15 protein-coding genes are annotated in these 18470 nt (G+C 42.5%); 9 read left to right on the top strand and 6 right to left on the bottom strand.

Features of this window, described 5'->3' with window-relative positions:
• A complete protein-coding gene (locus tag IM792_RS04775; RefSeq protein WP_194100635.1) occupies positions 1-1956 on the top strand; it encodes an OmpA family protein in 1956 nt (651 codons plus the stop codon).
• Positions 1957-2015: 59 nt separating this feature from the next.
• On the opposite strand, the gene IM792_RS04770 is transcribed toward IM792_RS04775, so the two are convergent.
• Positions 2016-3080, bottom strand: a complete 1065-nt coding sequence (locus IM792_RS04770; RefSeq protein WP_194100634.1) for a hypothetical protein — start codon at positions 3078-3080, stop codon at positions 2016-2018.
• 127 nt (positions 3081-3207) lie between these two features.
• On the opposite strand from IM792_RS04770, the gene eat reads away from it, so the two are divergent.
• The 3 genes from eat to eutC are packed head-to-tail and all read left to right on the top strand — an operon-like array spanning position 3208 to position 6690.
• On the top strand, positions 3208-4560 hold the full coding sequence (gene eat, locus IM792_RS04765; RefSeq protein WP_194100633.1) for an ethanolamine permease: 1353 nt from the start codon (positions 3208-3210) through the stop codon (positions 4558-4560).
• Position 4561: 1 nt separating this feature from the next.
• Complete coding sequence (locus IM792_RS04760; protein WP_194100632.1) at positions 4562-5938, top strand: ethanolamine ammonia-lyase subunit EutB; 1377 nt, start codon at positions 4562-4564, stop codon at positions 5936-5938.
• On the top strand, positions 5935-6690 hold the full coding sequence (eutC, locus tag IM792_RS04755; RefSeq protein ID WP_194100631.1) for an ethanolamine ammonia-lyase subunit EutC: 756 nt from the start codon (positions 5935-5937) through the stop codon (positions 6688-6690). The genes IM792_RS04760 and eutC overlap by 4 nt, the downstream gene beginning before the upstream one ends.
• A 1-nt stretch (position 6691) precedes the next feature.
• On the opposite strand, the gene IM792_RS04750 is transcribed toward eutC, so the two are convergent.
• Together IM792_RS04750 and htpG are read right to left on the bottom strand one after the other, a co-directional pair.
• Entirely contained in the window at positions 6692-7192 is a 501-nt protein-coding gene (locus IM792_RS04750) for a DUF4251 domain-containing protein (RefSeq protein WP_194100630.1), read from the bottom strand.
• Positions 7193-7342: 150 nt separating this feature from the next.
• Entirely contained in the window at positions 7343-9226 is a 1884-nt protein-coding gene (htpG, locus tag IM792_RS04745; RefSeq protein ID WP_194100629.1) for a molecular chaperone HtpG, read from the bottom strand.
• 199 nt (positions 9227-9425) lie between these two features.
• Here htpG and IM792_RS04740 point away from each other — a divergent pair, with 199 nt between their 5' ends.
• Entirely contained in the window at positions 9426-10040 is a 615-nt protein-coding gene (locus IM792_RS04740; RefSeq protein WP_194100628.1) for a porin family protein, read from the top strand.
• Positions 10041-10118: 78 nt separating this feature from the next.
• Here IM792_RS04740 and IM792_RS04735 read toward each other — a convergent pair whose 3' ends face one another.
• Both IM792_RS04735 and IM792_RS04730 read right to left on the bottom strand, forming a co-directional pair.
• Positions 10119-11378, bottom strand: a complete 1260-nt coding sequence (locus tag IM792_RS04735) for a nucleoside permease (RefSeq protein ID WP_194100627.1) — start codon at positions 11376-11378, stop codon at positions 10119-10121.
• Between the two features lie 156 nt (positions 11379-11534).
• Positions 11535-12140 carry a bifunctional nuclease family protein gene (locus tag IM792_RS04730; RefSeq protein WP_194100626.1) on the bottom strand — a complete coding sequence of 202 codons (606 nt, stop codon included), beginning with the start codon at positions 12138-12140 and terminating at the stop codon, positions 11535-11537.
• 308 nt (positions 12141-12448) lie between these two features.
• Between IM792_RS04730 and IM792_RS04725 the strand changes: the two genes are divergently transcribed.
• The 4 genes from IM792_RS04725 to IM792_RS04710 all read left to right on the top strand — a co-directional run bounded on the left by IM792_RS04725 (position 12449) and on the right by IM792_RS04710 (position 16301).
• Positions 12449-12793 carry a tetratricopeptide repeat protein gene (locus tag IM792_RS04725; protein ID WP_194100625.1) on the top strand — a complete coding sequence of 115 codons (345 nt, stop codon included), beginning with the start codon at positions 12449-12451 and terminating at the stop codon, positions 12791-12793.
• Positions 12794-13479: 686 nt separating this feature from the next.
• The gene (locus IM792_RS04720; RefSeq protein ID WP_194100624.1) at positions 13480-14196 is read left to right on the top strand and encodes a hypothetical protein; all 717 of its coding nucleotides are present in this window, start codon (positions 13480-13482) and stop codon (positions 14194-14196) included.
• 23 nt (positions 14197-14219) lie between these two features.
• Positions 14220-14900, top strand: coding sequence for a hypothetical protein (locus IM792_RS04715; RefSeq protein WP_194100623.1), 681 nt, complete (start codon positions 14220-14222; stop codon positions 14898-14900).
• A gap of 51 nt (positions 14901-14951) precedes the next feature.
• Complete coding sequence (locus IM792_RS04710; protein ID WP_194100622.1) at positions 14952-16301, top strand: PhoH family protein; 1350 nt, start codon at positions 14952-14954, stop codon at positions 16299-16301.
• On the opposite strand, the gene IM792_RS04705 is transcribed toward IM792_RS04710, so the two are convergent.
• Positions 16293-18470 carry an FUSC family membrane protein gene (locus IM792_RS04705; RefSeq protein WP_347343792.1) on the bottom strand — a complete coding sequence of 726 codons (2178 nt, stop codon included), beginning with the start codon at positions 18468-18470 and terminating at the stop codon, positions 16293-16295. The two genes, IM792_RS04710 and IM792_RS04705, sit on opposite strands and share 9 nt — an antisense overlap.

The following is an 18470-nucleotide window of genomic DNA, read 5'->3' as shown; positions in this document are numbered from 1 at the left end:
ATGAAAAGAACATTAATTAAGATCGGACTTTTTGCAACGCTGCTTTTTAGTGTTGAGGCTGCCAGTGCGCAAAGTGCGCTTAAGCAGGCTGATGATCAATATAACCTCTATAATTACAAAAAAGCGGCAGAACTGTATCTGAATGCTTACAAGCGCGATTCATCATCACTGCACATAGTTGAGCGCTTGGCCAATTCATACCGCATGATGCACGATTATCCCGAAGCAGAGATATGGTATGAAAAAACGGTATTGATACCCGAAAGTAATAATGCCAACATTTATCGTTATGCCGAGGTGTTAAAGAACAATGGCAAGTATGCCGAAGCCAAAAGACAGTTTGGTAAGTATTATTCATCAGACAAAGTAGTTGATAAAACACAGCTCAAATTCTGGACCGAGTCGTGCGATTCGGCGTTGAAGTGGATGAAGAATCCAACAGCGGTACAGGTTAAAAACGAGCAGTTGTTGAATAGTTCTTATTCTGATTGGGGTGCGCGTACTTTGAATGGTCAGCTGGTTTTTGTATCAGACAGGGAGAGCCGTTTTAGCCGTAACACCATCCGTAATGATGAGCCTTTCTTTAAGTTTGATGGTGCTAAGGCTCCTAATAAAAAAACTTATGGATGGACAGGTAACAGCTACCTGCACCTGTACGAATCAGCAACTGCTGATAGCGGGCGCTTATTCCCGATAGTAAATAATATCGCTTATCATACCGGCCCGGCTTCGTTCACCGCTGATGGTAACGAGATGTATTTTACTATTACCCGTGTACCGCGAAACTGGAATAAGGACCTGTCAGGAATTAAAACCTTCAAGCTTGAAATATATTCGAGCAAAAAAGATGGTGCCGGTAACTGGACGAAACCTGTAGCATTTAAATTCAATAACGAGAAAAAATATTCAGTAGGCGACCCGTTCATTTCCGCAGATGGCAATACTCTGTATTTCGTGTCGGACATGCCGGGCGGTGCCGGAGCGACCGATATTTATTATTGTGTTAAGGATGAAAACGGAGCCTGGCAATTGCCTGTAAACCTGCAAAGTGTGAACACCGCCGGTAGCGAACGTACGCCGTTTATTGATGGTGAGGGTAACCTTTATTTCTCAACTGATGGGTTGATAGGCATGGGCGGACTTGATGTATACCGAGCGCTTAAGTCAGGTGATTTTACATTTGCCAAAGCTGAAAACCTGCAATATCCTACCAACTCACCTCGTGATGATTTTTCGTATGTGCTGCTTAACGGCCGCACAGGGTATTTATCATCAAACCGCTTGGGCGGTGTGGGTAGCGATGATATTTACAGCTTTGTGCAACAGCCCGAGCTTAATTTACGCCTTGAAGGTATAGTTTACGAAAAGGGTACCCGCCAACCACTGTACAATGCTAAAGTTGGCTTAAGTGGCGGTGCTATTGTTATTACCAGCAACACGGGTTTTTACAGCTTCGGCATCAAGCAAAACAGCAACTATAATTTACGTGGAGAAAAGCAAGGTTATCTGAGCGACAACCAACAGATTACCACCCGTGGTTTAACCACTTCGCAAACCTTAAAGAAAGATCTTTACCTGGATAGGATTGTACTGAACAAAGCTATCAGGCTGGAAAATATCTATTACGATTTTGACCGTTGGGAGATAAGGCCGGATGCAGCTGTTGAGCTGGATAAGCTGATCAAGATATTACAGGAAAACCCAACCATACAAATAGAATTGGGCTCGCATACCGATAGTCGTGGTGATGATGATTATAATATGGATCTGTCGCGCAAACGTGCCAATGCAGCAGTTGATTATATATTGGATAAAGGCAATATTGACGAGGGTCGGATAATAGCACGTGGCTATGGCGAAACACGCTTGCTTAACCGCTGTGCCAATGGAGTGAAATGCAGCGAGGTTGATCATCAACTGAACCGCCGCACCGAGTTCACCATTATAAAAATGTAAAGAAACACCGCCGCAACCTTGAAGCCTTACTGCACCACAGTAAGGCTTTTTTTTGTTAGTTATTGCGCCAGTAAAACTTCAGGCTGATTACGGAACTTGCCGATATAATAGCTTGAAAATAAGGCTACGATCTTGGTGATATAGAATATAAAGAATATAACCCTTGCTTCTTCGTTCATCACGCAGCCCATCAATAAAATGAATAATGGTGCTACCTGAGCGGCAGCGATGTTGCCAATGCCGTTTTTTGAATAGCTCAGCATCCAGCCGATGATCGAGAATAATATTACCGAAAGACTTATAATGATGGTCATGCGTACGGTATCATCACCACTAAATATATGCGAAAACTGTATAGGGGTTTGCGCTAATAAACCAAGTATCACCGCGTGTTTCCAGTTTATATTGCGATTGAATTCTTTGAATGATACACTCTCTCGCGCATAATATCTGATGGTAGCGAATGCGGCAACAAATATCAGCGGGAAATAAAAACCGAACATCAGTACGCTAAAGGCGGTACGGGTATCATCGCTATAGCCATTAATGGTGGCGGCCATAGGGTATTTAACAAAGGTAATATAGCTGCAAAAGCCCGCCCATAAACCCGCTATGATAGCCACTATAGCGTATAGTGAGGCGTTTTTAGTAAGCGAGTTGGTAAAGCGGTTAATAAAATATCCGCTGCGCAGTGTAACCAGAATAAACAGTACAAATAGTATTACGGCCATGGCGTAATACTCATTCTTTATAAAGCTGTCGCTATCATCAGGCTGAAGTACACTGATGACGGTTTGGTTGAAAACCTGCGGCATCACTATAAAAATGGCTTGCAGTATCAATACACCAACAGCACCCCAAAGCATCATCATCCAATTGCGGTTGGCATTACCGGCTGATGGTTTTTCGAGCGGTTCGACAACAGGTTCAGGTTGGCCTACACGATGGGTGGCTACTAACCATGCTTCTTCATCACTTAAATTAGTGGCACGTAGTTCCAGGTAAGTATCTTTTAGCAGGGTTGCCAGTTCATCAATATCAGCTTCGGTTAATTGCGAACCTGCGAAATGCTGTTTCCAGTTTTGTATGCGGGCATCCAGTGCGGCAGTTTGATAAGTATCCATAAGGGCATTTATAATGGTTTATAAATGTAGCAGAAAATACAATTATGCAAATGTTTTTTAAATATTGATTATAAAAAATGCTTTAACTAACTTAAAAGCGGCATAATTACAAACATAACCACAAAATATGGAGCATACTCCGGCCGAACAATTAAAACGGGTATTAAAACCTATACACTTATGGGCAATAGCCGTAGGTTTAGTTATATCGGGCGAGTATTTTGGCTGGAACTATGGCTGGCAGGATGCCGGTACAGTTGGTTTTTTGATAACAACCGCTGTGGTAACTGTAATGTATATCACCTTTATATTCAGTTATACCGAACTTACTACTGCCATACCACATGCCGGTGGCGCTTTCGCTTATGCCTATCGCGCTATGGGGCCTTTCGGGGGATTGATAGCCGGTTATGCCACGTTGGTTGAATTCTTATTCGCCACACCCGGTATTGCTTTCGCGCTGGGGAGTTACCTACATTTTCTATATCCCGATATATCTGTTTTGGGTTCAGCATTATTTTTTAATGTGGTATTCATTCTGCTTAATATATCAGGGGTGAAGGAGTCGGCGGCCTTTTCGGTATTCATCACGCTGTTGGCAGTTGCCGAGTTGTTGCTTTTTATGGGTATCATAGCCCCATCATTCAAAATGGAAAATTACCTGGCTAATTCCATGCCCCTGAACTGGGGAGGGATGATAGCCGCTTTGCCATTTGCTGTATGGTTTTATTTAGCCATAGAGGGCGTAGCACAGGTAGCCGAGGAGGTTAAAGATCCTAAACGAAACATCCCCAAAGGATATATATCAGCCATGCTTACCCTGGTGTTGTTGGCAATTGGCGTTATGGTACTTACCGGTGGTATAACCGATTGGCGCAAACTTAGCAATCTTGATTATCCATTACCCGAAGCCATAGCCATAGTTTTAGGCCGCAGCAGTGGCTGGACAAAGATATTTGCCAGCATTGGTCTGTTCGGGTTGATCGCCTCGTTTCATGGCACTATACTGGCATCATCGCGACAAGTATTCGCTATGGCGCGCAGCGGATATTTACCTAAAAGATTATCTGTAGTAAATGCAAAATTTAAAACACCGCATTGGGCTATTGTCGCGGGTGGTGTGGTGAGTTTTATCGCCCTGATGACAGGCACCACCAGCCAGATCATCATCCTGTCAGTAATGGGAGCCGTGCTAATGTATATGATGAGCATGGTAAGCTTGTTCATCCTCCGGAAAAAAGAACCTGAGTTGGAGCGGCCTTTTAAGTCGCCTGTCTATCCATTATTCCCGGCCATCGCGCTCGTCATATCCACCTTGTGCCTGTTAACCATTATGTATTTTAATTTGATGATAAGCCTGATATTTATTGCCGGCTTGTTGCTATCGATATTAATATTTATAGCGATGGGCAAGCATAAGGTTAAGATATTGAACGATGATATGCTGGAGATGCCTGCCACACTAATTAAATCAGAATAACGTGAGTTACCGGTATACCATAAAAGATAAAGTTTACCGGTTTAACAGCCTTAAAGAGCTATTGGCCAAAGCATCGCCATATCGAAGCGGTGATGTATTGGCCGGTATAGCCGCCGAAACTTACGAAGAACGTGTGGCCGCGCAAATCGCTTTAAGTGATGTGCCTTTAAGTAATTTCCTGGATGAAGCCATTATTCCTTACGAAACGGATGATGTTACCCGGTTGATAATTGATACCCATGATAAGGAAGCATTCGCTCACATCAGCCATTTAACTGTTGGTGGTTTTAGAGATTGGTTATTGAGTGATACTACAGATTGCGATATATTAAAAAGGATAAACAAAGGTATCACACCCGAAATGATAGCCGCGGTATCAAAACTGATGCGCAACCAGGATCTGATAGCGGCCGCCAGTAAATGCGAGGTGGTAACCAGCTTTCGCAATACTATTGGTTTAAAGGGGCATTTCTCTACCCGTTTACAACCCAATCACCCAACGGATGATGCACGTGGAATAGCTGCCAGCATTATCGACGGATTGCTTTATGGCAGTGGTGATGCCGTTATTGGTATTAACCCGGCTACCGATAGCCCGGCTATAAGCGCTAATCTGCTTAACCTGATGGATGAATTACGCCAACGTTTTGAAATCCCTATACAAACCTGTGTGCTCAACCATATCACTACCACCATTGGCTTGATGGCAAGCGGCGCACCGGTCGATCTGTGTTTTCAATCTATAGGTGGTACTGAACTGACTAACAAAAGCTTTGGTATCAGCCTGAACATGATAGAGGATGCTTACCAGGCGGCGTTATCTTTAAACCGAGGTACGGTTGGCCAAAATGTAATGTATTTTGAAACCGGGCAGGGGAGCGCGTTATCGGCAAACGCTCATCATGGTGTTGATCAGCAAACCTGCGAAGCACGTGCCTATGCCATAGCACGAAAGTTTAACCCGCTACTGGTTAATACGGTGGTTGGGTTTATCGGTCCCGAATATTTGTATGATGGCAAGCAGATCATCCGTGCGGCGCTCGAAGATCATTTTTGTGGTAAGATGCTGGGTTTACCGATGGGGGTAGATGTTTGTTATACCAACCATGCCGAGGCTGATCAGGATGATATGGATAACCTGCTAACCCTTTTGGGCGTAGCCGGTTGCAATTTTATTATGGGTATACCGGGCTCCGATGATATAATGCTGAATTATCAATCCACCTCATTTCATGATGCTTTGTACATCCGTAAAATGCTCGGCTTGAGGCCGGCGCCTGAGTTTGAACAATGGTTGTTACAGCATGATATCATCGATGATAAAGGCTGGCTGATATCCGACAGCCGGAACCGTTTACTCAAAGCCACCAACTTATGAGTGAGGAGTTGAACAAACGTAACCTGTGGGATAAGCTGAAGGAATATACCTCGGCACGTATAGCTATTGGCCGCACGGGTAATAGCATACCCGTTCAAAACTCATTGGAATTTAAATTGGCGCATGCACACGCACGGGATGCCGTTTATTCAAAGCTCGATACAGATGAGTTACATAAAGATTTAGCTAAGCATAATTTATCCATCATCAATATAAAAAGCCAGGCAGATTACCGGGAGCAATACCTGCAACGGCCTGATCTGGGCAGACGAATAGATGCGGAATCAAATGATCTACTTAAAACACACAAAGGCGACTATGATATAGCCATAATTATTGCTGACGGACTTTCGGCTACGGCCATTAATCAAAACATTGTACCCTTGCTGGATATCTTGATACCGATGTTCAATATGGGCAAATTCAAACTATCGCCATTGTGTTTGGTTGAGCAAGGCCGCGTAGCCATTGCTGATGATATTGGCGGGATATTGAATGCTAAACTTTCGCTGATATTGATAGGGGAGCGCCCCGGGCTAAGCTCGGCTGATAGTATGGGAGCATATATAACGTACGCTCCACGTACAGGGTTGACCGATGAAAGCCGTAATTGTATATCCAATATCCGTCCGCAAGGTTTACCGGTACAATTGGCTGCCGAAAAGATATACTATCTTATTCAACAATCATTACGCAGGCACTTATCGGGCGTACATTTGAAAGATGATACTGACGACAAGTATTTCCCCTGAATTATATCTGTATATCAATATTCCCCTGGAAGTAAATCGGGTCGCGCGTATCGCTGATGATGTTGGCAGTAGCGGTACCATTCTTGAACACGTCCATAGTTAAACGGCGGGCCTTGCGGGTATCCTTAAAATTGATGATCACCTGCCAGCGGTCTTTCTTAAGCGTTACTTTATAATCAAACTTTGTTGAAGTGAATTTGATACCACCATCATCGCCACCAACCGGCGGACTCATAAACACACGGCCAAAATAGGGCAGGAATGCTATTACCGAATCCTTACGTATTTTGATATCATACATATTGGCCGGGGTTAAAAACACCTGGTTGCCACCAAGTGGGTTCATCCACTGCGCTACAAAGGTGTATTTGGTAGAGTCGATCTTGCCTTTTACCGCTGTTTCTTGCTTAGCTTTTTTATCAGCCTTTTTGTTTTGGGCGAAGCCGGTGTATACAGCCAATCCTAAAAAGGCCATAAACAATATTTTGATGGTAGTTTTCATGGGTTTATAGTTGTTTAGATTATGATTACAACAAATGGTTTAACCATAAGTTGCTGGCAGGCTGATTTCTATTAAATATACCAACAAAATATCATATAAAAACAAAGGCCTTTCAATTACGAAAGGCCTTTGCACTATTATGTTATTCGCTTATATCAAATTAACACTGCGGTTAACAAACTCGGTCAGCTCAGGGCCGGTTAGTAAACCTTGTGATAGCAAAGCCAGATCAAACGCCTGCTTAGCCAGCTGCGATTGTGTATCATCGCTTTCGGCTTCCAGTATACGGCTGATCAGTTTGTGGTTACCGTTCACTATCACCTTGTAATTATCAGGCATGTTGCCATAAAAGCCCATACCACCACCCATGGCTGCCATGTCCTTCATACGGCGCATAAACTCGTCCATAGTAACGGTTACCGGTAATTCATCCGGGCTTAAGCTTTCCAGTTCAACACGGTAAGCCGGTTTGTTAATGGCCTTGGTGAAGATATCCTTGACCTTTGTGGTTTGCTCCTCGGTCAATACGGTTTCAGGTGCCTCGTCTTTTTTGATCAGCTTATCGGCAACATCAGCGTCAACACGTTTAAGTGATGTTTTATCCAGCTTTTGCTCCAGGTGACTGATGAAGTGATTGTCAATAGGCGAGTTCATCAACAGCACATCATAACCTTTTTTATTGGCAGATTGAATGAACGAATCCTGCTTGGCGGCATCATTGGTGTATAGATATATCAACTGGCCATCTTTATCAGTTTGGGTAGCTTCAACCTTTTCTTTGTATTCGTTAAGAGTAAAGTTTTCGTTCGCGGTATTGCTTAACAATACAAAATCCTTCGCTTTTTCGTAGAATTTCTCCTCGCTTACAAAACCGTATTTAACAAACAGGCCGATGTCGCTCCATTTTTCTTCGTAAGCCTGGCGGTCTTGCTTAAATATCTCGGTCAGCTTGTCAGCTACTTTTTTGGTGATGTAATTATTGATCTTTTTAACGTTGCTATCGGCCTGTAAAAAGCTGCGCGATACGTTAAGCGGAATATCAGGTGAATCAATAACACCGTGCAGCAGCATCAAAAATTCAGGAACGATATCCTTAACCTCATCAGTAATAAATACCTGGCGCGAGAATAATTTGATCTTGTTGCGTTGTATCTCAAAATCATTTTTCAGTTTCGGGAAATACAATACACCTGTCAGGTTGAACGGATAATCAACATTCAGGTGAATCCAGAACAATGGATCTTCAGAGAACGGATAAAGCTCTTTATAGAATTTCAGGTAATCTTCGTCCTTTAATTCGTTAGGCGATTTTGTCCATATCGGGTTGGTATCATTAATAATGTTATCAACCTCAATGGTTTTATATTTTGGTTTACCTTCTTCGTCAACACCATCTTCTTCTTCCTGTTCGTTAGTGCCGAATTTAATAGGCACCGGCAAAAATTTGCAGTATTTATCTAATATCTGTTGAAGCTTGTGTTTATCCAGGAATTCTTCTGATTCGCTGTTGATATATAGGGTGATCTCGGTGCCGCGTTCTTCTAAAACGCCATCGCCAATTTCAAATTCGGTGCTGCCATCGCATACCCAAAAAGCGGGCTTGGCGTCATCTTGGTATGATAGGGTCTGAATCTCAACCTTATCAGCCACCATGAAAGCAGAATAAAAGCCCAAACCAAAACGACCAATGATCTCATTTGCATCCTTAGCTTCCTTGAATTTCTCCATAAATTCGGTAGCGCCTGAGAATGCTATCTGGTTGATATATTTCTTGATCTCCTCAGCGGTCATACCGATACCATTATCAGATATGGTGATGGTTTTGGCATCCTTATCAAACGATACCTCAACACGCAGGTCATCAACCGGGCCGTTGTACTGACCTAATGACGACAAGCGTTTTAGCTTTTGAGTAGCATCAACCGCGTTTGATACCAGCTCGCGTAAAAAGATCTCGTTGTCTGAATAAAGGAATTTCTTGATTATCGGGAAAATGTTCTCGGTGTGGATTGAAATTGTGCCTTTTTCTTGCATAATTCTATAATGTTATAATTTTAATAATGATCGGTAACTGGCAAACATCAATGCCTGTTCCAAAGTAGGGTACATTGTCAAATTGGCAGAGATGTCAATCAATATAAAATAGTTCAACCAAAATATCACACATTTTTCATGTATTTGATGTTACTTAGCACAAAATTTCAATCTCTTTGTTAAACAACAAAAACCTCTCATGAAAAAATTTACACTCATGTTGGCCTTCTTTTTTGGGGCTACTTATTTTGCTTCGGCGCAGCTTATTCCAAATTTTCAATTTGGTGCAAAGGCTGGTGTCAACTTGTCGAGCTTTAATCTATCAAACAACACTTTTGATGCAGGCAACCGTGCCGGTTACCTTGGCGGTTTTTGGGCGAGAGTAGGTGGTTTAGGCTTCCACTTTCAGCCTGAGCTTTACCTAACCGGTAAAAACGTTAAAATAGAACAAAGCGAAGGTGGAGTAACTGCCGTAAATAATGTAAAATTCACCAGTATTGACCTGCCTTTGTTAGTTGGTACTAAGGTTGGCGCATTTGGTTTCGGTGGTCGTTTTTACACAGGCCCATTAGTGTCATTCAAAATAAATGATGATCAGAGCTTTGGTAACGCCGTAGGCAATGCTGTAACCTTAACCGATATCAAAAACCAAAACTTTGCATGGCAGGTAGGTGCGGGCGTTGATATCCGCGATCTATCTATCGACCTACGTTACGAGTATGGCTTAACTAAACAAACCTACAACGATGGCGCATCAAACGCTCGTGTAAACCTGTTCAACCTTACTTTAGCTTACAAGATATTCTCGCTATAATCTACCATCTTAACAGACAGTTGCAAACAAGAAAGGCTCCCGCTAAAGGAGCCTTTCTTGTTTTATAGTATTTTCAACTTAAGCATGTTCAATAGCGTGTTTAAGCGCCGCATTATGTTTGTACTTAAATACAAACGGGAATATTACCGCTATAACCAAAGCATAGCCTGCAAAGGTTAGCCAGATTCCATGCCAGTCCTTTGTGTTATCCGGATTGGTGAAGAACTTATCGATCAGGAAACCGCTGGCCAGGCTGCCGAATACCGCGCCAAAGCCGTTAACCATCATCATGAATAAACCTTGCGCGCTGCCACGAATTTCGGGCGTGGTTTGGGTTTCTACAAACAGTGAGCCTGATATATTGAAAAAGTCGAATGCCATACCATACACAATGCACGACAGGATGATCATCCATAAACCATCGTCAGGATTACCAAAAGCGAATAGCCCGAAACGCAATACCCAGGCCAGCATACTAAATAGCATTACGTATTTAATGCCAAACTTTCGCAAAAAGAAAGGTATGGCTAAAATAAATCCCGTTTCAGAGAACTGAGATATCGACATGATGATAGCCGGATATTTTACAGCCCAGGTATCCTTATACTGCGCCATTTCAGCGAACCCGTGTATGTAGGTATCGCCATAAGCATTGGTTAGTTGCAAAGCAGCGCCAAGAAGTAAGGAGAAAGCGAAAAATATAGCAAAACGGGGATCACGCAGTAATTTGAACGCGTTTAAGCCTAAGCTGCCTGATGCAAGCACTCCTGTGGCTTTATTAAGCATTGGCCTGGCTTTAGGCAGGGTGAAAGCATATAAACCTAAAGCTAACGCTACGGCACAGGCAATATAAAATTGATTGGCTGAAGTTTCATTATGGCTGATGCTCACTGTCCATAAGGCTGCAATAAAACCTACTGTGCCCCAAAAACGGATAGGGGGGTAATCTTTCACTACATCTTTCTTTTCATTTTTAAGTGCCGAGTAAGCAACCGTTATTGATAATGAAAGGGTGGGCATGTAAAAAAACATATTGATCAGCATCACCCAAAAAAACGTTACCGGGTTGGTAACCATTGGCAGGCAAAAAAGTACTGCTGCGCCGCCAATGTGCATAATGCCATATAATTTTTCAGCGTTAATGTATCTGTCGGATATGATACCGGCCAGTGCAGGCATAAATATGGCCGAGATACCCATGGTTGAAAAGATAGCGCCAAATTGCGCGCCCGACCATTGTTTGTTTTGAAACCAATATGCACCGATAGTGAGTAGCCAGGCTCCCCAAATAAAGAACTGCATAAAGTTCATCAGTATTAAGCGGAACTTAATATTCATAAAGTATTGAGTAGTAAAATAATAGTCAGTTAAGTATTTAAAAGCGGAAAGTAGCGAAATATTGCGATATAATAAAACGCGAAAATAGTTATTCTAAAAAGAAAAACGCCACCAATTATGGCAGCGTTCATCATATCATTTATGTCGTAATATTTATCAGGATGATTTACGACGATTTAATTCGTCGCGTAGTTTGGCGGCCTTTTCGTAGGCTTCTTCGTTCAGGGCTTCCTGCAAGCGGGTGCGCAACTCATCTTCACTTAACGATGCATAATTACTTGCCGATGCGGTAACAGTAGGCTTATCTTCAGTAACACCCTCGTTAATATTCTCAAGATAAACAAACTCGTTGCCTTCTATAACAATACCAGCGGTTGAGAGGATAAATTCGTAAGTATAAATAGGGCAGCTAAACCTTACCGAAATGGCAATAGCGTCTGACGTACGGGCATCTATCTCCATAGTACGTTTGCCATCGCTGCATATCAGTTTGGCATAAAAAATACCATCAACCAGGTTGTAAATAATAACCTCTTGTACGTTGATGTTGAATGATTGCGCAAAGGTTTTAAAAAGATCGTGCGTTAAGGGACGACTGGGGGTCATCTTCTCGATCTCGATAGCTATGGCCTGTGCCTCAAAACTACCGATGATGATCGGTAACCTGCGCCTGCCGTTTATTTCGCCCAAAACAAGGGCATACGCGCCGGATTGTGTTTGGCTGTATGACAGCCCTACAATATCCAGCTCAATTTTCTTCATGTTGTTTCCCATCGCAAAACCCTTCGGCCTGTGCCGTGTGTATCTGTATGCTTTACTTTTTAAGGCATTAACTCAAGCCATCACCTGCCCCGAAACTGTATACTTTTATTTGCAAAAAACGATGCTCAGGCATGTTTGTTTAAAATAATTACAGTTAAGGTTTTTTGTTATAGCTTACCCGAACTAAAATTGAGCCGAATATACAAAATTGCCCCGACAAAGCGGGCTGCTTTATTCGGGGTTTAGTACTTAAAAGCTATTTTTGCGCTTTACTGAAATAAGCAACTTATAAAAAACATCATCATAATATGGAAGCGAGCAGGTTAGAGAAACTGTTGGAATTTATAAAGAATGAGCCGAACGACGAATTTTTGAAATACGCCCTGGCTACCGAATATTTGAGATTGAATGATACCGAAAAGGCGCTGGCTTATTATGAGGATCTGACAACCAATCACCCCGGCTATACCGGCACTTACTACCATCTGGGTAAATTATACGAAGCACTTAACCGTAAGGATGATGCTATTGAAACTTACCAAACCGGTATGCGCATTACCCGCGAAAAGCGCGACAATCATGCTTACTCAGAATTGCAGGCTGCCTATAGTCAGGCTTCTGGCTTGTTTGATGACGACGATGAAGACTATTGATTTTCAATAAATTAACGTTTTTAAGATTTTTTGATCAGATGCATTTGAGCCAATTTTTAGCTGTAAGCTGATTTTGTGTGAATAAGATAGATGTTTGTAAGCTATCAAAAATGGCAATATCTATCTAAATATCAGTTGATTGTGATGTTTGAAAAATTGTGCATAACCTGTTAATAAAAACATTCAAAAAATACTTGACACGGGTTAACATTGTGACTACCTTAGTATTATCAAGAACGACGTACTTTGACAACCTCACAGGAAAACGGAATTGGATCGGGCGAATCTTAGGAGGAGCGAAAGATGCAAGGAAGTACCTGAACTGAACAAACAGATTAATGATCGAAAGTGATTTAAACAAAACGTACAGTTAGCGAGGTGTTACGGAGATCGTGGCGCTCTACGGAGTAAAAACGACGCGAAGTAATGACCGTGAGAGTAGTTGTAACCTGCGAAGGTATACAGCGAGGGCCGGTCGGTGAAAGATCACACAAAACTTGGTGCCTTGAGGCGGCTACGGCTGGCGAGAGGTTAAAAACGGAAGTTGAATCGAACAGAGGAAGCTTCCGTTTTGCTTTTTATAGCAATTTAAACTCCATATTATCTTTAGGTTGATTTTATTGCTTCACAAAATAAAACCAACTGTTTGATGGTTATAATGTTATCTATTACCAAAACATTATATCATGAAAACCATCATCTTATCTTTTTTAATAGCTTTCGTGTTAATTGTTGGAATCAGCAATCCGGGCTATTCATCTAACAAAAACATTTATCCCAAAACAAACAATGCTGCACCGGCTGTTGAGGGCTGGTACTTTAGGGCTATAAGCGGCTACCCGGCGGCTATTACGTTTGAACTGGTTGTGCTATTTAAAAATGGCGAGTACTTAGAGGTAGGCGAGGAGCCAATTGACAATATTGATGTAGCCGCATCAAAAAGCGCACGCCCAAAAGCCTGGGGCACCTGGAAAAAAACAGGGGCGGTATTTTACCTCACCAACTATAAAAATAAAACCCACGATTATAAACTGGGTGCAGGCAACTGGTTTCCGGCGTTTGCATACAGCCCATCATTACCTTTAAAAAAGGAATACAAGAAAACCACAGGCGGCGATTATGGCAATGGCACCATGGCGTTAACCATCAACAAAATACAATTTGTTGATGCCACGCATTTCACTACAGGTAGCAACAGCGGCATATCAACACCAAACGCCACTGCGGGCAAAGTCACCAAGGGAGGCGGCACTTATAAAATATCGGCACATAGCATTACATTCACTTATGATGGTGGCAAAACCATCACCCAATCATTCGCTATGGGTGCATCGGGCACACCGCCAAAGGCTACCAATACCATGATATTTATTGGAGGCGATCCGTTTGTTGATACCGAATAATTTATACTCCACATCATCAACCCATGAAAAAGATACTCTTAATAATATTGGTGAGCATAATATGTAGTGCCCGTATAAAGGCGCAGGATGTTATGCAAACCATGATAGATAATAGCTTTGCTACCCAGCAAGCATATTTAACCGGCCATATCAATGGCTTGGTAATGAAAAACATCACCGGCAAAAACTACAAGGCAACCAAACGTACCGATAGGCTCACTTATAACCCGCACCATAAAATAAAGGCCGAGGTTATGGATGCCATGCTTAAACGGGCCAAACTAACAGAAGGTACCGAAACGTTCAGGAATACTGACTTTGATAAGATATTCACCACTGTAACCGCTAAATATAATTTTAGTTATAAGGATGCCGGTGATATTGTTACAGCCTACCAGGTACTCAACTGGATGATAGCTAACAAGGTTAATACCGAGCCAGCTGTAGCCGCAGTTGCCGCCACCCGCATTAAGGTTGGCGCCAGCATGATGCAAAACGAAAAGATAAATCATGATGCTTATGAGCGTGCTAAACTGGGCGAGGAGATGAAGATGCTATTTGCCGTGGTACACGCAGGTTGGCAAAACGCGCTAAAAAGCGGCGGCCTGAATAAGTATAGCGATAGTATCGCCAAACAATATCAACAACAATACGGAGTTGATCTGCGTAAGCTAAAACTCGACGAGCAGGGTATGCACCTTTAGGCGGTTTAAAAACTTGCTTTTCTGCAACATAAATACCTAATTTAGTAGGATATGGCAAAGGAAGGCAGGAGCAGGCAGGCTGCGCAAAAAAAAATATTCGTACTTGATACCTCGGTTATACTGTATGATCATAACGCGTTCGAGAGCTTTAAGGAGCATGATGTAGCCATCCCGGTAGAGGTGCTTGAGGAGCTCGATAATAAAAAGAACGGTAATGATACCCGCAACTTTGAAGCCCGCAGCTTTTTAAGATTGATAGATGATGTATCGCGCGATAACCTGCTTAACGAGTGGACTCCGCTTAAAAAGAAAGGCCTCGGCAGCTTTAAGGTGATCATGGATAACAAGGCCACCAAAGATGCTGAAGAAATATTCGGTTCCGAAAAAACTGACCACCGTATACTGAATGCCGCGCTAAGTGTTCAGGAAGAATATCCGCAAAAAAAGGTGGTATTGGTATCAAAGGATATTTGCCTGCGCCTTAAAGCGAAATCGTTAAACATTAATGCTGAGGATTACGAAACCGGTAAGGTTAAAAATGTTGGCGAGCTTTATACCGGCGTAACCGCTGTTGATAAAACTACCGAGAAATTCATCGGTCAGCTGAATAAACAGCTAACCCTGTCAAATGGAATGCTCGACCCACAGATATATAAAAGCAATCACTTTTATATATTCAATAGCAAAAAAGCATCATCGGCAGCGTTTTACAATGCCAATAATCATCAGCTTGAAAAAGTAACCGAGCAACCTGTGCTCAACATATTCCCGCGTAATACAGAGCAGGCGCTGGCCATTCATGCTTTGTTGCACCCGGATATTAAACTGGTGACTATACAAGGCAATGCCGGTACAGGTAAAACCTTGCTTGCCTTAGCCAGCGCGCTCGAACAACGTAAGTTTTACAGGCAGATATATGTTACCCGCCCCATAGTGCCCCTGAGTAACAAGGACATAGGCTTTTTGCCCGGCGATGTAAAATCAAAGATAGATCCATATATGGCTCCTATATGGGATAACCTGAAATTTATTAAAGATCAGTTCGCGGGAGATGAAAAGATGCAGGCCAAGATCGATGAATTGGTGAGTAACGATAAAATAACCATTACGCCGTTGGCATTTATTCGTGGCCGTACGCTGAGTAAGATATTTTTTATAGTAGACGAAGCACAGAACCTTACCCCGCACGAGGTAAAAACAATCATATCAAGGGCGGGAGAGAATAGCAAATTTGTATTCACTGGCGATATTTACCAGATAGACACGCCTTATATGGATGCAGAGAGTAATGGCCTATCGTACCTTATTGATAAGGCTAAAGATCATCCGCTGTATGCGCACATCACCCTGCAAAAGGGTGAACGCAGCGAGTTGGCAAATCTGGCTACGCAGTTATTGTAAAATACTATCAGTTATTTTAATAACGTCGTTGCTTATTTTATTGATAAAGTCCAGCTGTTCTTTAAGCAGGTTATCATCTGCTGAGGGCATGGTGATCTCGCCCGATGGTTCGTCGGTAAGTTGTTTTTCTATCTTGAATTCGGCAACCGGGCCAAACAGTTTTTTACTGGCATCATTAAGCAAGGCAATACTTTTCTTTACTGATCGTATGGCTTCGGGCCTTGCACGGCGCGCAGGCTTACCCATTATTGAGGCAGCAATGGTAGCTGTATACGATGAAAGGATATGATTAAGTACTACGAATTTATGTACATCCTTGATTTTTATCTGCTTGCTCTTAGGCTCGGATGTCATGCGCTGGAAAGCTGCCGATAAATTGGCCGATTGAACAAACACATCCTTACGGGCCAGTTTGTACTCCGTAACATCAATATTATTACCGGCAATGCTATAACCTATTTTAGCCAAATAATTGGCGTTAGCATGAATAACATCGCGCAAGTTCTCCTTGATCTGCTCAAACTCCCAGGATGGAAATACAAAATAGCTGGCAATAAAGGCTACCGATGACCCTATTATAGTATCCAATATCCGTTCCTGAACTATGTTATAGCCCCCAATGCCTATAAACTTAAGCATGATGAGCACAAAGGGTGTCATGAATATTACGCTGACAATGTAGTTGAGTCTTGTAAAGCTGTAAGTACCTATCATCAATACAACCATCAGCCCGAACAATACATTGTTGTTATTTACCAAAGCCAGTATCAAAACACCTATCAATCCACCGACTATGGTGCCTATTAATCTGTGGTAATTGCGTTCTTTTGAGAGGCTAAAGCCTGGCTTTAGTATAACGATGATGGTAAGCAATATCCAGTAACTGTGATGGCTTGGCGCGATAAACTTAGCTATTACAAAACCCACAAAACATACCAGCGATACCCTTAACGCGTGCTTAAAGGCTGATGAATTCATGCTCAGGTTATCAGAGAAAATATGAGCCGCGTAATCCTGATGGGTTACAAATTTTGAGTACTCTATTTTGCCCTTATTCTCGAATAATAGCTTTGATGAGCTTGAATTATAGTAATCGTATATGTTATGTATCTTTTGGTTAAGAGCGCGTATGTTGATGAGTATCTTTTTTAGTACGAGGGTACTGGCGCTGTTGTTTTTAGTTCTGGCTTCATCAATCAATTGCTTAATATGTTCCAGATCCTTACTCAGATCAAGCACCCGTTTATTGCGCAAGTTAGAGAGTACCATAAAGGCAACATTATCTACCTCATCAGCCATTTTGTAGATGATCTTGTTAACGGCAGCCAATACGCCGGTATCCTTAAAGTTTTCGCGAATGTGCCCGTAGTCGTAATGGGTAGCCATCACCTGCTCAAACATATCTACCAGATCAACAAAGGTCAGAACTAAAATACGACTGGCGTTGGTTGATTCCTTAACCGTTATACGGCTTTTAAACAGTATTTCCCGCACAGCGTCCTGATGTATGCTGACATGCACCTGCTGAGCAACAAGCTTGCGATAGTTCTCGTCAATATCAGTATTAACATCATAAAAATCGGCCTTAATACGCAGAAATTTGGCAATGTCGCCAATGCTTTCGCCCAGGGTTTGCTGCGCTGCACGATATGGCCGTATCCTGAAGAATAGCAAACTGAACAGCATATACCACACACCACCGGCAAGCAGTGTAAGGCTCACTTGTAATACCTCGTTAGGGTGGGTATCCTTACCCATCATAAATACCATAGCCAGCAAGGCCGCCGTACCTACTGATGCGGCACGGTTACCATACACTATAAGTAACGAGAACAGAAAGCTGAACAGCGTGATCTCAACCCCAAGCGCGATGATATTTAACCGGGCAAAGCCTGTAATTAACGATACCAGGAATAGGCACACATTACCAAGCCCCATGGCGTTACGTTTATGGATAACCGGTCCCGGGCTATCAATTACCGACATACACAGTGCACCTAATGACAGGGTGAAGCCAACATCTAATAAACCAAATTGAAGAAAAGCGAGGGAGGGGAATAGTATACCGGCAGTATAACGCAACCCATCCGAAAAATATTGGCTGTAAAAAAAGCTTTTTACCTCGCGTTGTTGCGAATCGTTAATAGGATTGGGTATACTGAGTGCCAC

Source organism: Mucilaginibacter sp. JRF, assembly GCF_015223065.1.
GTDB lineage: Bacteria > Bacteroidota > Bacteroidia > Sphingobacteriales > Sphingobacteriaceae > Mucilaginibacter.
Note: the sequence above shows the minus strand (reverse complement) of the source record. Positions and strands in the feature narration are given on the sequence as shown.